General features: G+C 40.9%; 15 protein-coding genes and 1 pseudogene. 9 read left to right on the top strand and 7 right to left on the bottom strand.

Features of this window, described 5'->3' with window-relative positions; genetic code table 11:
* Window positions 1-193 precede the first annotated feature (193 nt).
* Window positions 194-648, bottom strand: a pseudogene (locus H6G14_RS21755) (transposase domain-containing protein); the annotation flags it as partial.
* Between the two features lie 310 nt (window positions 649-958).
* Here H6G14_RS21755 and H6G14_RS21750 point away from each other — a divergent pair.
* The 8 genes from H6G14_RS21750 (at window position 959) to H6G14_RS21715 (ending at window position 7,972) form a co-directional block, all read left to right on the top strand.
* On the top strand, window positions 959-1,987 hold the full coding sequence (locus H6G14_RS21750; protein ID WP_190569540.1) for a chlorophyll a/b binding light-harvesting protein: 1,029 nt from the start codon (window positions 959-961) through the stop codon (window positions 1,985-1,987).
* A 2-nt stretch (window positions 1,988-1,989) separates the two neighbouring features.
* Entirely contained in the window at window positions 1,990-3,420 is a 1,431-nt protein-coding gene (locus tag H6G14_RS21745; protein WP_190569528.1) for a chlorophyll a/b binding light-harvesting protein, read from the top strand.
* 15 nt (window positions 3,421-3,435) lie between these two features.
* On the top strand, window positions 3,436-3,948 hold the full coding sequence (gene fldA, locus H6G14_RS21740; protein ID WP_190569526.1) for a flavodoxin FldA: 513 nt from the start codon (window positions 3,436-3,438) through the stop codon (window positions 3,946-3,948).
* Between the two features lie 143 nt (window positions 3,949-4,091).
* Entirely contained in the window at window positions 4,092-4,844 is a 753-nt protein-coding gene (locus H6G14_RS21735; RefSeq protein ID WP_190569524.1) for an alpha/beta fold hydrolase, read from the top strand.
* A 306-nt stretch (window positions 4,845-5,150) separates the two neighbouring features.
* Window positions 5,151-6,185: a chlorophyll a/b binding light-harvesting protein gene (locus H6G14_RS21730; RefSeq protein ID WP_190569522.1), complete on the top strand. Its 1,035-nt coding sequence runs from the start codon at window positions 5,151-5,153 to the stop codon at window positions 6,183-6,185.
* Window positions 6,186-6,285: 100 nt separating this feature from the next.
* Window positions 6,286-7,248, top strand: a complete 963-nt coding sequence (locus tag H6G14_RS21725; RefSeq protein WP_190569520.1) for a chlorophyll a/b binding light-harvesting protein — start codon at window positions 6,286-6,288, stop codon at window positions 7,246-7,248.
* Between the two features lie 122 nt (window positions 7,249-7,370).
* Window positions 7,371-7,667, top strand: a complete 297-nt coding sequence (locus H6G14_RS21720; RefSeq protein WP_190569518.1) for a hypothetical protein — start codon at window positions 7,371-7,373, stop codon at window positions 7,665-7,667.
* Window positions 7,668-7,723: 56 nt separating this feature from the next.
* Window positions 7,724-7,972, top strand: a complete 249-nt coding sequence (locus tag H6G14_RS21715) for a DUF7219 family protein (RefSeq protein WP_190569516.1) — start codon at window positions 7,724-7,726, stop codon at window positions 7,970-7,972.
* A gap of 135 nt (window positions 7,973-8,107) precedes the next feature.
* Here H6G14_RS21715 and ftnA read toward each other — a convergent pair whose 3' ends face one another.
* The 5 genes from ftnA to H6G14_RS21690 all read right to left on the bottom strand — a co-directional run bounded on the left by ftnA (window position 8,108) and on the right by H6G14_RS21690 (window position 13,105).
* Complete coding sequence (ftnA, locus tag H6G14_RS21710; RefSeq protein WP_190569514.1) at window positions 8,108-8,638, bottom strand: non-heme ferritin; 531 nt, start codon at window positions 8,636-8,638, stop codon at window positions 8,108-8,110.
* 126 nt (window positions 8,639-8,764) lie between these two features.
* Window positions 8,765-8,986, bottom strand: a complete 222-nt coding sequence (locus H6G14_RS21705) for a FeoA family protein (RefSeq protein WP_190569511.1) — start codon at window positions 8,984-8,986, stop codon at window positions 8,765-8,767.
* Window position 8,987: 1 nt separating this feature from the next.
* Window positions 8,988-10,451, bottom strand: coding sequence for a ferrous iron transporter B (locus tag H6G14_RS21700; protein WP_190569509.1), 1,464 nt, complete (start codon window positions 10,449-10,451; stop codon window positions 8,988-8,990).
* 26 nt (window positions 10,452-10,477) lie between these two features.
* Complete coding sequence (locus H6G14_RS21695) at window positions 10,478-11,098, bottom strand: FeoB small GTPase domain-containing protein (RefSeq protein WP_190569507.1); 621 nt, start codon at window positions 11,096-11,098, stop codon at window positions 10,478-10,480.
* Between the two features lie 213 nt (window positions 11,099-11,311).
* On the bottom strand, window positions 11,312-13,105 hold the full coding sequence (locus H6G14_RS21690; RefSeq protein ID WP_190569505.1) for an ABC transporter ATP-binding protein: 1,794 nt from the start codon (window positions 13,103-13,105) through the stop codon (window positions 11,312-11,314).
* A 169-nt stretch (window positions 13,106-13,274) separates the two neighbouring features.
* Between H6G14_RS21690 and H6G14_RS21685 the strand changes: the two genes are divergently transcribed.
* On the top strand, window positions 13,275-13,433 hold the full coding sequence (locus H6G14_RS21685) for a hypothetical protein (RefSeq protein WP_190569503.1): 159 nt from the start codon (window positions 13,275-13,277) through the stop codon (window positions 13,431-13,433).
* 96 nt (window positions 13,434-13,529) lie between these two features.
* On the opposite strand, the gene H6G14_RS21680 is transcribed toward H6G14_RS21685, so the two are convergent.
* A complete protein-coding gene (locus tag H6G14_RS21680; RefSeq protein WP_190569501.1) occupies window positions 13,530-13,907 on the bottom strand; it encodes a DUF1636 family protein in 378 nt (125 codons plus the stop codon).
* Window positions 13,908-13,911 lie beyond the last annotated feature (4 nt).

Genomic DNA, 13,911 nt, shown 5'->3' with positions numbered 1-13,911 from the left:
CGCCGCCCCAAAGCTTACCCCAGATTGACCAAGCCCCGGCATGAGTTACGCAAACAATTGCAAACTGCTTAATTGATAAGGCTTTCCGCTTTTCTTAGTGCCATTCGTCAATAAGAATCGTTTTTTTTGAGAGGGTATTTTACTTGTATGCCACTCCCTGTAATACTTTGACTATTCTTGTCGCCCCCTCAAGTGTTCCGGCTTCGATCAACAGTACCAAACGAACCTTGGGAAAAGCAGCTACCGTACCTGGGCGTGTTGCTGGGTAGCCAAATACTCTTGCATTTGCCACAGTATCTGGAACATCAAATACTGTCCCGTCTAGTGCCATCAACCGCAGCCCCCCAAAAAAGCCTCTGGGGTTTGGACGATGGCACAAGGACGAACTACCAAATGAAAAAAGCGGCTCATCACCCTACATCCTACACGCTGTCTGGCTTCCGTTATTGACGACTTGCTGGGTACTCGCCAATATTGCCCAACTCTGATCCACACTTCACTCAACCCATCTACCAGATTTTTCAGTACTGTTCTCATTGATGCTTTTGACCACAAGCTCATTGCAATCACCAAACAAATCATCAAATCTGTTGCTAAAGCCTGCTTCCGTTCCTCATTACTGTCTGTGTCTGCGATGGACTGCGTGATTGCCTGTGCCGATATAGCTGTTTCTAGAGCTTTGAGTACTGTTCCCGACTTAATTGCTGACGAGATCAGTGAGAATTCTTTGAGTTGCATTCAACATCAGTACACTTGAGTGACACCCCTCAGTCTACCTGCTTTTGAGCTTAACCGAACCGTATTACATCCGGACATACCCTGATTCTGCCTTTTACAAAATTTCTCTTGATTAATGAAAATTTATCTCAATAAATCTGATAGGATATGCTGGGAGCTTATTGAATATATATATCAATAAGTCTTTCCCAGATCACAACCATTCTTAGGAAATGACATGATGACGAGCATGGCTGTGCAAACCCCAGACTCTATTCCTTGGTGGTCAGGGAACGCTCGGTTAACTAATCTTTCAGGGCGACTGTTAGGCGCTCATGTGGCTCATGCAGGCTTAATTGTGCTGTGGGCAGGGGCAACAACTTTATTTGAACTAGCCCATTTCCAGGCCTCGCAACCAATGTATGAGCAAGGTTTAATTCTCTTACCCCACTTAGCAACCCTGGGGTGGGGTGTGGGTAGTGGCGGTCAAGTGGTAGATACTTATCCCTATTTTGTGATTGGAGTATTACACCTGATTAGCTCTGCCTTCCTTGGTCTAGGCGGAATTTTTCATGCTCTCCGAGGCCCTACCATTTTAGAAGAAAGATTTTCCTTCTTTGGCTACCGTTGGCAAGATGCTAATAAAATGACGACTATCTTAGGTATTCACCTAATTCTATTAGGTCTAGGAGCAAGCTTACTCGTTGCTAAAGCCGTCTTCTTTGGTGGTTTATACGACTCCAATTTGGGAGAAGTACGAATAATTTCTCACCCTACTTGGAACTTTGCCACAATTTTTAGCTACTTGCTTGGTAATCACAAACACTGGATTGCTGGAGTCGATAATCTAGAAGACTTAGTTGGTGGTCACATTTGGGTAAGTATTTTCTGCATAGCCGGGGGTATCTGGCACATTACCACCGAGCCTTCAGATTTTGTCAAAAGTCTCTTTGTTTGGTCGGGAGAAGCCTACCTCTCCTACAGTTTAGGAGCCTTAAGCTTAATGAGTTTCATTGCCGCTTATTTTGTCTCTATCAACACACTGGCTTACCCTGTAGAGTTTTTCGGGACAGCTTTGAGTATTGGGTTTGACCGTTTTCCTTACTTCCAAGGTGCAGATTTACTATCCTCTCGCGTTTGGCTAGCAAATGCTCATTTTTGGCTGGGATTTTTCTTCTTGCAAGGGCATCTCTGGCACGCTCTCCGGGCTGCGGGTTTTGATTTCCGCATCGGCAAAGTCTTACGTCCAACCCGTGGGGAGGTAATTTAACTATGACTACAGCAACAATCACTCTCCAACAATATGGATGGTGGGCAGGTAACGCTAGGTTTATTAATCAGTCGGGTCGGTTACTAGGAGCGCACATTGCTCATGCAGGCTTAATTGTACTGTGGGCAGGGGCAATGACCCTATTTGAAATCACTAAATACAACCCCTCTCAACCAATCTACGAACAAGGGTTAATCTTACTGCCCCATTTAGCAACTTTAGGGTTTGGTGTTGGTGATGGTGGACAAATCATTGATACTTATCCCTATTTTGTGATTGGTGTTTTGCATTTGGTCAGTTCGGCTGTACTCGGTGCTGGGGGAATTTATCACGCGCTTTTGGGGCCGGAAGTATTGCCAGAAAACCAGAAATTTCCTGGCTTCTTTGGTTACGACTGGGAAGATGAAGACAAGATGACTACCATCATCGGCATTCATCTATTGTTGTTAGGTGCAGGTGCTTGGTTGTTAGTAGCGAAAGCCCTCTTTTGGGGTGGTCTTTACGATTCATCAGTTGCATCCGTTAGAGTCATTACCGAACCCACTCTCAATCCTGCTCGGATTTTTGGCTATCTCTTCGGTACATTTGGCAAGCAAGGAATGGCTGCTGTCAATAACTTAGAAGATGTTGTTGGCGGCCATATCTGGGTAGGTATTCTCTGCATTGGTGGCGGATTCTGGCATATCTTAACTCAACCTTTTGCCTGGGCGAAAAAGATACTTTTTTGGTCTGGTGAGGCGTACTTGTCTTACAGTCTTGGCGCTCTGGCATACATGGGTTTATTAGCAGCATACTTTGTGACTGTCAATGATACTGTTTATCCGACTGAATTCTATGGACCCTTGGGACTGAGCAGCACATCAGGAGTGATTTCGGTTCGTACTTGGTTAGCAACTAGCCATTTTGTTTTGGCAATTGTGTTTCTATCTGGTCATATCTGGCACGCTTTGAGAGGGCGTTTCTTAGCTGCGGGATTGAATTTTGAGCAGGGAGTAGTTAACTATCTGGATACACCAGAACTAGGGAACCTACAAACCCCAGTCAATACCTCTGATTTGACGCTGAAGTTTTTGGCAAATCTACCTATCTATCGTCAAGGCTTGTCTCCCTTTGCTCGTGGGTTAGAAATAGGCATGGCTCATGGTTATTTCTTGCTTGGCCCTTTCGTCAAATTAGGCCCTCTGCGGAATACAGAGTCAGCCAATCAAGCTGGTCTACTGGCAACTTTTGGTTTGTTGTTGATTTTATCGATTTGCCTTTGGTTGTATGGCAGAGCATGGTTTTCCAATCAAAAAGCTCCTCAAGGAGAGTTACCAGAAAATCTCAAAACAGCTAAGTCTTGGAGTGAGTTTAATTCTGGTTGGACGGTGGGTAGTTGTGGGGGAGCATTGTTTGCTTTCTTATTGATTACCAATAGTAGTTTATTTTTCTAAATATCAGGTGTCAAAATGGCGAAAAAAATTGGTTTATTCTACGGTACTCAAACAGGTAAGACTGAATCTGTAGCAGAAATTATCCGCGATGAATTTGGTGATAGTGTACTCGAATTAAACGACGTTTCCCAAGCAGAACTTAATGATTTTGATGATTATCAGTATTTGATTGTTGGTTGTCCTAATTGGAATATTGGCGAACTCCAAAGCGATTGGGAAGGTATTTACCAGAAACTAAATGACACAGATTTTAATGGTAATATAGTTGCCTATTTTGGCACTGGCGATCAGATAGGCTATGGGGATAATTTTCAGGATGCAATTGGCATTTTGGAAGAAAAAATTTCTCAACGTGGTGGTAAAACTGTAGGCTATTGGTCTAGTGAGGGATACGATTTTAATGATTCTAAGGCGTTAAGAAATGGCAAGTTTGTCGGGTTAGCTATTGATGAGGATAATCAATCTGATTTGACCGATGAACGGATCAAATCTTGGGTATCTCAGTTAAAGAGAGAGTTTGGTTTGTAGTTTGATCATTTGTACTTGATGTCTGACCACTGATGCACACAGATAATTTGGTTTTAACCGCAGAATAACGCTAAGGTTTGAAAACTATCTATGTGTATTGGTGGTTATCTAATCTGCTTAAGTTTTGAGGTAATAGAGTTTTTATGTCCAATGATATTGATATTGTTTGGGTCAGTTCTAGTCATGTATTGCAACGTTTTGACAAACCGTTACTACAATACCTATCGCAATCTGTGACAGTGGCTCAGTGGGAATATATTGCAGATCAGGATGAAGGTAGTTCGATAGATGAGGCTGTAGAGTCACTAGATGAGTATTTGTCACAGTGTTCTGATCCAGTAAATTTAGCTGGTCATGGTGCTGGTGGTGCGATCGCCTTAACTTATGCGCGGCGATATCCTGAGAAAGTGCGATCGCTTATTCTTCTAGCTGTAGCCCCTCAACCTGCAAATACTTGGCACGCTCACTACTATCTGCAAAGACAACTATTTACCATCAGTCGTGAACAAATTTTGGCTATTAGCGTTCGCAATCTCTTTGGTGAGCAACCACATAATACTACTAAAAAGTTAATGGCAGTGTTAGTTCGGGATTTAGAACAATTTCCCTTGTCACACTCTCTTTTTAAGTTAGTGCATTTACCCCCAGGAGGTGTTGATATACCTATGATGGTATGCGGTAGTAAAAACGACCCAGTTGTAAATTTATCAGCATTACAGGATTGGCTCAATTGGTCTAAACCAGAAGATCATCTCTGGGAATGTCCCAAAGGGTACCATTTTTTTCACTACTTTTATCCTCAAACAGTTGGCGCACAAATGTTAAGCTTTTGGCAACAATATCATTTACAACCAAGGCTCAAATCTCAACTACTTTCCCCCAATTTGACAAATTAGCCAGTGTTTTTAGGGGCGTATATATACCCCTATGAATTTATTCTGTAACTTGATAATAGCGACAAATTAATTTAGTAAGTCGCCTTTTTTGTTGTGCTTAATTTTCTCTAATTGTTAATTATTAATTTTTATTAAGCAATTAAATAAATAGGAAATACTTTCAATAAACTAAAGTTGTGTTTAGCAAATTCAGCAATTAATTTCAACGATTTGCGTGATATTTAGTTATTCTCTCAACTTTTCATGGTGGAACTTAAGTGGTAAATACTTGAGTATTTATGGCAACAACTCATGGATTAGGAACCAATGCAGACATACGATAATCCCAATGTCAAATATGATTGGTGGGTTGGTAATGCCCGCTTCGCCAACCTTTCTGGCTTATTTATCGGCGCTCACGTAGCACAGGCAGCACTCACAACTCTCTGGGCGGGGGCGTTTACATGGTTTGAAATTTCCCGTTACAATCCTGATCTTCCATTGGGAGATCAAGGACTGATTTTATTACCCCATTTAGCTACTTTGGGTTTTGGTGTTGGTAATGGTGGTCAAGTAGTCAACACTTACCCTTACTTCGTTATTGGAGCCTTACATTTAATCTCGTCTGCTGTTTTAGGAGCAGGTGCGCTCTTTCATACCTTCAAAGGGCCGCGCAACTTAAAAAACACAACTGGTTCTGCTCGTAAATTTCACTTTGAATGGGACGAACCTAAACAACTAGGCTTGATTTTAGGGCATCATCTCCTGTTTTTGGGTGTGGCAGCTTTATTGTTAGTAGGAAAAGCCCTGTTTTGGGGAGGACTATACGACTCAACAATTCAGGCTGTCAGAGTGGTGACAAATCCCACCCTCAACCCTGCTGTTATCTATAGCTATCAAACCCATTTTGTGACTGTTAACAACTTAGAGGATTTAGTCGGTGGTCACATCTATGTAGGTTTGCTCCTCATTGGTGGCGGTATCTGGCACATCCTGAAAGAACCTTTACCTTGGGCGAAAAAGCTCTTAATCTTTTCTGGTGAAGCTATTCTTTCCTACTCTTTGGGTGGTATTGCCTTAGCTGGGTTTGTTGCTGCTTACTTCTGTGCAGTCAACACCTTAGCTTATCCTGTAGAGTTCTATGGCGCTCCTTTGGAACTGAAATTTGGTGTAACGCCTTATTTTGCCGATACAGTCAAGTTAGCCAATGGTGCTTATAGTGCTAGAGCATGGTTAGCTAATGCCCACTTCTTCTTAGCTTTCTTCTTCCTACAAGGTCATTTGTGGCACGCGCTACGAGCTATTGGCGTTGACTTTAGACAAATTGAAAAGTCATTGAATGCCATTAGTAGCGCTGAATGATTAGTAGTTATTTGTAAATTTCGATCTCGACTCTGAGTGATAAGTTCCCGTGCTGAGTCTATGACAAAACTCAGCACTTTTCTAGAGAGGATATGTAACAGTGGCAATTTCTACTGATAGAACTTTTGCAGCTAATACAAAATTACCTTGGTTAATTGGTAATGTTCGTTTAACTGATTTATCTGGTCAATTATTAGGCGCACATATTGCCCATGCAGGCTTAATTATGTTTTGGGTAGGGACAACTACTATCTCAGAAGTGATTCGCTTTGTTCCTGACATCCCCATGTATGAGCAAGGTTTAACTTTATTACCACACCTAGCAACTTTGGGTTGGGGAGTAGGTGCTGGGGGTCAAGTAGTTGATACCTATCCCTATTTTGTTATTGGTGTTTTGCATTTAATTGCATCTGCGGTGTTGGGTGCAGGTGGACTATTTCATGTGTTTCGCGCTCCGGCAGTTTTATATAATAACGGTGGCAGAGTAGCGAAATTTCATTATGAATGGAATGACCCTAAACAATTGAGTTTAATTTTAGGACATCACCTAATTATTTTAGGTTTAGGAGCTTTTTTACTAGTGCTAAAAGCCATGTTTCTGGGTGGAATTTATGACACTCATCTAGGAGATGTACGCCTAATTACTAACCCTACTCTCAACCCAGGCATCATTTTTAGCTATTTAGTAGGCTTAAAAGATCATATCTGGCATTCTTTAGGACTAGCCAGTGTTGACAACCTAGAAGATGTCATCGGCGGTCATATTTGGGTTAGTGGCATTTTAATTGTCGGCGGTGTATGGCATATTGTTGTACAGCCCTTTGCGTGGGTAAGACGAATTTTACCAATCGAAAATGGTGAGGAAATTCTATCTTACAGTTTGCTGGGTTTAGCCTTGATGGCTTGGATTTCTGCCAGCTTTATAGGATATAACACGACAGTTTTCCCTCCAGAATTTTATGGCTCAGAACGTTCAGGTCTGGCAAATATTCAATTTTTTCTAGGGATTTTAGTTTTCTTAGGTTATGCTTGGCACGCTTGGAGAGCAAAGAGTATTTCCTAGTTCTTTTAATTTTTAAAAATTCCCCTCAATACTAGCTATTCTTGAGTTCCTTAAACTGCCTACGGTTGAAAGTAATTGACTGTGGGCAATTTCCTAACAATTTTGTGGAGTAATAAATAGTCATGGCTACAATTTTGTGTGCCTTATCTGCTTGGTCAATAATGATTTTATTATTTTGGAGTATTTGGATAACCTGTATTAAAGGAATACACTTTTTATGGAATTTGCATCAAATACCTTGCCATAGTTGTGAGTTTTTCACTAATGACTATCGCCTAAAATGTACAGTAAATCCCAAAAAGGCTTGTTCGGATCAAGCAATTGGCTGTATTGACTTTGAACCAAAAACTGCTGCTTGTAATGCTTGTCAAAAAGGTCGAAAATGGAAGTTAGAGAAAAGAAGCCTGCAATCATATTGAGGCGGAAATGTTATTTATTTTCAGATAAATACGCAGCTTATTCCTAATTAAATACTATGAACAATAACTCTGATTTTCTCTCAGAATTATGTGACTTTCTCTATCCGCGTAATCCATATTATGGACAATTCAAAGCGGAGTATATAGCGTTCAATGCCCATCTGCAAGAGTTTTCTCAACGTGTCAATTATATTTGTAGTCTCCAAACAGGTGGAAAAATTTCGCCAGAAGATGCTTATAAACAAATTCACCAACTTTGGAAACAGTTAAAACAAATCAAAAAATCTCTAGAAATAGTTAACTAATTTCCCTATTAGGACTTAGAGATGATTTATAAAGTAAAGCTTAAATTTTAGGGTGCGTTACGGCAATTTATACTGTAGCTCATACTCAAATCCTCACACTGCCGTAACACACCCTACTTAATATTTACTTTATCATTATGCAGATGCAGTCATAGCAGTAGCTTCGTTGCCCTTGGTTGCTGCTAGATTGGCAATTTCTCGGTCAATGAAAAATATACCCTGTCCTTCCGTGCCAATCAGATAAATTTTATCGAGAATCCCTTTAAACAAAAACTCTTCTTGATGTTGTTCTGCAACATACCATTGCAGAAATTGCAGGGTAGAATAATCCTGTTCTGTATTCCCTAAATGCACCAAATCATTAATCTTCCGCGTGATGCACTGTTCATGTTCATAGATTTGTTCAAACAGTTCTTTCAGCGAAGAGAAATTACTTGGTGGAGCTTGCATTCCACTAATTACCGCTAATGAACCTGTTTCATGTAAATAATTGAGCAAGCGACGCATGTGCATCATCTCTTCGTCGGCGTGTTGACTAAGAAAAGTAGCGCACCCTTCCAAAGCTTTATAAGCACACCAAGAACTCATTTGCAGATAAAGATGGGAAGAATACATTTCCAAGTTGATTTGTTGATTCAATCGATCAATCATTGCTTGCGATAGCATATTTCTGATTCCTTGCGATACTATTTTAGATTTCGTGTTGCATAATTGTGGGATGATTTCTCATACACAGATGCAGAGAGAATCAGGAACTTGAAATCTCAATATTTCCCAGTCCCCAAAAGAGATTCAACGCGATTCCACATAAATACTTTGCGCTGTTTCCTGATCCAAGGCGGTGCGGGTTCTGCCGACCATGATGATGTAGGATGGAAAGCGTTGCTCTAGCACTAAATTGCTACCTGGTAAAATGCCGAATGCCATTAGCTTTTGTAAAATCGCATCATCTTGAGTTCGCAAACAAACAACGGTTTGCGGTTGACCAATTTTGACTGTTGATAAGGCGTTCATCTTAAAAGTTCACTCCAAATAAGGTTAAGCCGAGATTGACGACATATCCCATCAGGAAAGCGAAGGGGAAAATAAACAGCACGATCGCTATAGTAGTTTTAGTTCCCCGTTCCTTAATCAGCATTTGCAATTGAGCAATGCAGGGTAGAAAGAGAGTCAAAACGATCGCCGCCACCACTAGCTGATTACCTGACAAGCTCCCTTGTTGCTGCAAGTCAAACAGTCCGGCTGCACCGTAATCTCTTCTAAAGAAGCCATAGAGGAATATTGGTGCTGCTTGTGCTGGCATTCCTAAAGCCAAAGTCAGAGGTTCAATTGCCCGGATAATCACATCAAATAATCCGGTTAATCTTCCCGCCCAAATCAAGACTGAAGCCCAAATAAATAACGGCAATACTTCCAAAAAATACCACTTCATCCGTACCCAGGTTTTAATGAGGACGTTCTGCAATTTGGGCAGACGTAAAGGCGGAACTTCCATATAAAATCTGCCAGAAGTACCGGGTAATAATCTGGCGGTGAGATAGCCAACTACTAAGAAGATGGCAGTGATAAAGCCTCCCCAAAACAGTAAGGCGGCGGGTTTTTGTGCTAGTAAGCCCACAATCACACCCCACTGCGCTGCACAGGGTATAGCCAGGGAGAGTAAAAAGGTAGCGATTAACCGTTCTCGTTTGGTTTCTAAGGTACGGGTGACAATCGTTGCCATTGTGTCACAGCCTAAGCCTAACACCATTGGAATGACTGCGCGCCCAGATAAGCCGACCGATTTAAATAAGCGATCCAGCATTAATGACAGACGTGGGAGATAGCCGCTATCTTCTAGCAACGAGAACATCAAGAAGTAAGTAGCAACCACTGGTAAGACGATCGCCGTAGCGTAGCGAATCCCCAAGGTGATGATGCCATAGTCATTAGCAATCAAGTCTTGAACTGCTTTCCAGGGAATAATTTGCGCGGTGATTTGGTTGACGAAGGGATTGATTTGTGATTCAAAAAAGCTTTCGATGCGATCAACTAGTTCCCCTGCACCAAATTCACCGACGAATTTGTAGACTCCGTAGTACAGGATGACGACAAGAATCGGGAAGCCTGTAATCGGGTTGACTGTGAGTTTGTGGATTGTTTCCGTGAATGACGATCGCGCCAGTCTGGTTTCATGCAAAACTGTTCTTTCTATAGCATGAGACTGACTTTGGCGAGTATTGGCGATCGCTAATCCAATGGGTTGTCTGAGTTGATTTTGCGTGACAGTAATCAAGACTTCCAGATGACGACACTGTTCTTGATCCTGTTGCAAAGTTTGCCATAGTCCTGAGTCTTTCTGTAACAATAATAAAGCTAGACTACGGGGTGAGAGTGAGTGATTCCCAAATAAATAGCGATTACCTAAAGTTTGCCACCATGATTCGAGTTGTGCGATCGCGGCTTCAATTGGTTCTGGATAGATAAGTTGATTAATCATACCCCTTCTCTCCTGATCTCCAAAACTTACGCTGGTATCATGACAGCTTCAACTGGCAGGAATGGCGTAATCCTGTGTTTCAATTCATCTATCCCTTGGTTCAAAGCTGCCGCCATGCAAACTACGGGAATTCCCAACTCTATTTCCAGTGCCTCTTGCCGCAAATCTAGCCCCCAATGATGCGCTTCATCCATCATGTTGACGGCAAGTATAACCGGCAATCCCGCCTCGATGAGTTGAAAGGTGAGAGACAGCATTCGTCCCAAGTTCTTCGCATCTACCACATGAATTACAGATGCTAGAGGTTCTGTTAGTAATAAATCTCTGGCAACTTTTTCTTCTTCGCTGATGGGCAGCAGTGAATACATCCCTGGTGTATCAATTACTGTTATGCTTTGTTCCCCTATCTGCATTAGTCCCCGACTCACTTCTACCGTCGTCCCAGGGTAATTAGAAACTGTGACATAAATTCCAGTCAGGGCATTAAACAATACACTCTTACCCACATTAGGCATTCCTACCAGAGCAATTGGGAGACTTGAACAAACTTCTCTATTCCCAGATTGCTGCTTTTTGCGAAATAATGGTAATCCGCCCGATTTTTTTCCACAACTTTGACCCTGTGATTGACATTTATGGCATTCCATAGAAATTTATTGTTGAGCTTTAGTGCAACTAATTCTCAAATAAAAATGTGAGGATCTTGTGAGGAAAGATATGCCTTTCGGGGAAGGTTGCTGATTTGAACTGTATTAAGCTAATGCGCGTCTAAATTGCATAACTACTAATAAGGGCAGTCAAAAAAACGGTTTACGTCCACTTATGCACCGTGATTAATTGAAGCTGGTAAACGCTGACAACTACCTCAAGCCCGATTGTACCCGCCATAAACTCGCATAAATCCCATTTTTCTCTAATAATTCCTCATGGGTTGCCGATTCCACCAACTGTCCTGATTCCATCACATATATGCAGTCAGCATTGCGGATGGTGGAAAGACGATGTGCGATCGCAATAGTCGTCCGATTTACAGTAATCTTTTCTAAAGAGCGTTGAATTGCTGCCTCTGTTTCATTATCTACCGCAGATGTGGCCTCATCCAAAATCAAAATCGGCGGATTTTTGACAACTGCTCTAGCTATAGCTATCCGTTGGCGTTGCCCCCCAGATAACTTTTGTCCGCGCTCCCCAACTATTGTTTCATAACCTTGGGGAAGCCGCATAATAAAATCATGGGCTTCAGCGACTTTCGCAGCATTGATGATGGCTTCTTCAGTCGCATCAAAAGTACCATATGCAATATTTTCTGCCACGGTACCATGAAATAAAAAGACATCTTGACTAACTAAACCAATACTACGACGCAAATCAGATAAATTTAACTTTTGAATATCAATCCCATCAATTGTAATTGCACCACTAGAAACATCATAAAATCGCAGCAAAAGTTTGACTAATGTGCTTTTACCCGAACCTGTAGAACCAACAACAGCAATAGTTTTTCCAGCCGGAATATGTAATGATAAATCCTTAATTATTGTGGCACTATTCCGATAAGCAAAAGTGACATTTTTAAAATCAACTTCACCCCGCACTTGTTCCACAATTAAAGGCATATCTCCCGTAGTAATTTGGATAGGAGTATCTAACAAATCCATCACCCGCTTAGTAGAAGCCATTGCTCTTTGATAGTGGTCAAAAGTTTCGCCTAAAAATACCAACGGCCACAATAATCTCTGCACAAGTACCAGTAAAACGCTGTAATTACCTATGGATATTTTTTGTGAATATGCAGCCATACCTCCCAAAAATAATAAAGCAGTGAACCCAGCTAAAACTAACATTCTAATTAAGGGGACAAAAGCCGCAGAAAGTTTAATAGCTTTGGTATTACTTTTTCTATAAGCTTCACTTTCTTCTGCTAACCTGGCATTTTCATAATTTTCTGCCGTGAAACTTTTAATTGTGGTAATTCCACTAATATTATTAGCCAAACGTGAGTTAAGAAAGCCAACTTTTTCTCTGACATTAGCATAAAGTGGTTCGAGACGTTTTTGATATATCAACGAACCCCAAAGAATAAAGGGCATAGGTAACATTGCTGCCAGAGTAATGTTAATTGGTAAAATGCAAAATGCACCAATAACCAAAATCATCAAGGAAGTTGTCACTTGAATAACTTCATTTGCGCCCCCATTTAAAAAGTCTTCAAGTTGGTTGATATCATCGCTAAGAATCGACATCAAACCGCCTGTACTGCTGTCTTCAAAATAAGCTGATTCTAATTGTTGTAAATGATTGTAAGCATCTAAGCGTAAATTATGCTGGATATTTTGAGCGACATTGCGCCAAAGTCGGTCATACGCATATTGAGAAAGTGATTCAAAGACCCAAATAATAATGGTAATTAATGAAAGTAGTGCAAATTGCCATACTACTTCTTTAATACCAAATTTAGCAATTATAGAACTTTGTTGTTGGACTAATATATCTACAGCAATACCCACTAACCAAGGCGGGGCTATATCTAAAGTTGTATTAATTACTGAGTAAGTAGAGGCTTGATAAATCTGTCCACGATATTTTTGTCCGTAGTTGAGTAACCGTTGTAAAGGAGAGAGTTTATTTGATACATGATGAAATGTAGATGTCATTATCTGAGTTCAAATTCAGAGATTTATATTTTCTAGTTAGTCGTTGCAATTGCAGTCAACCAAAATATATAAATATTACTATTTTTTGATATGTGAATTCTATCCAGAAACGGCAAATTTCTATCCCAAAAAGGCAATTTAGAGGTGATTTTTGTAACACACAGATGTGATGGCGATCGCATCCGCAGGAAAATTAGTTGGTGCTTATACCAGCAATTGCGCGTTATTTGGGTTAATTTGGTTATTTTCTGACTTTTTAGTGAAGATAAGGGCGATCGCTGTTGCTTTAAGGGACTTCCAACTAAAAAAATATCCCATCGCTGAGTAGGCAGGTGGGCAGGGAGCAGGGAGCAGGGGGAGAAAGAAAAATATTATCTGAGTAAATTGGATAATTTATTTTCTGGAAGTCCCTAATAATCTCTAGCTATGATTTCACAGGCGGAATTTGCGCGAAAATAGCAGCTTGCAACAGTTCTGGCAATTGTTTCCAAGGTACTACACCTTTGCGACTCTTGATATACAACTGCATAAATTCCAGTAATGATGCTGCACCTTGTTCTGGAGTCAAATTTACGAAAAGATAGGTAGGTTTATCTGGATGAGAAGCAGCTACAACACAGCCTTGATTACAAGCCCACAAACATTCAACAGCTTGAATCTCAAGTTCATTGCATGAAAATTTATCAATACATAAATCATTGAGTTTATCAAGGAAAATATTACCATCAAAAGGGGGATTTCCTGGTCTTTCTTGGGAGGAACGGTGACAAGATTTGCAAACAAATAGATTATATTTCGACATAATA

This window comes from Nostoc parmelioides FACHB-3921, from assembly GCF_014696625.1.
GTDB classification, from domain to species: domain Bacteria; phylum Cyanobacteriota; class Cyanobacteriia; order Cyanobacteriales; family Nostocaceae; genus Trichormus; species Trichormus parmelioides.
The sequence above is the reverse complement of the archived record's forward strand: the minus strand, read 5'-3'. Positions and strand labels throughout refer to the sequence as shown.

Bases quoted from the DNA above. Each gene is read 5' to 3' on its own strand.
- H6G14_RS21715 (WP_190569516.1), top strand. From the start codon at position 7,724: ATGAACAATAACTCTGATTTTCTCTCAGAATTATGTGACTTTCTCTAT.
- H6G14_RS21730 (WP_190569522.1), top strand. From the start codon at position 5,151: ATGCAGACATACGATAATCCCAATGTCAAATATGATTGGTGGGTTGGT.
- H6G14_RS21745 (WP_190569528.1), top strand. From the start codon at position 1,990: ATGACTACAGCAACAATCACTCTCCAACAATATGGATGGTGGGCAGGT.
- ftnA (WP_190569514.1), bottom strand. From the start codon at position 8,638: ATGCTATCGCAAGCAATGATTGATCGATTGAATCAACAAATCAACTTG.
- H6G14_RS21680 (WP_190569501.1), bottom strand. From the start codon at position 13,907: ATGTCGAAATATAATCTATTTGTTTGCAAATCTTGTCACCGTTCCTCC.
- H6G14_RS21685 (WP_190569503.1), top strand. From the start codon at position 13,275: ATGGCGATCGCATCCGCAGGAAAATTAGTTGGTGCTTATACCAGCAAT.
- H6G14_RS21735 (WP_190569524.1), top strand. From the start codon at position 4,092: ATGTCCAATGATATTGATATTGTTTGGGTCAGTTCTAGTCATGTATTG.
- H6G14_RS21700 (WP_190569509.1), bottom strand. From the start codon at position 10,451: ATGATTAATCAACTTATCTATCCAGAACCAATTGAAGCCGCGATCGCA.
- H6G14_RS21690 (WP_190569505.1), bottom strand. From the start codon at position 13,105: ATGACATCTACATTTCATCATGTATCAAATAAACTCTCTCCTTTACAA.
- H6G14_RS21720 (WP_190569518.1), top strand. From the start codon at position 7,371: ATGGCTACAATTTTGTGTGCCTTATCTGCTTGGTCAATAATGATTTTA.
- H6G14_RS21750 (WP_190569540.1), top strand. From the start codon at position 959: ATGACGAGCATGGCTGTGCAAACCCCAGACTCTATTCCTTGGTGGTCA.
- fldA (WP_190569526.1), top strand. From the start codon at position 3,436: ATGGCGAAAAAAATTGGTTTATTCTACGGTACTCAAACAGGTAAGACT.
- H6G14_RS21705 (WP_190569511.1), bottom strand. From the start codon at position 8,986: ATGAACGCCTTATCAACAGTCAAAATTGGTCAACCGCAAACCGTTGTT.
- H6G14_RS21695 (WP_190569507.1), bottom strand. From the start codon at position 11,098: ATGGAATGCCATAAATGTCAATCACAGGGTCAAAGTTGTGGAAAAAAA.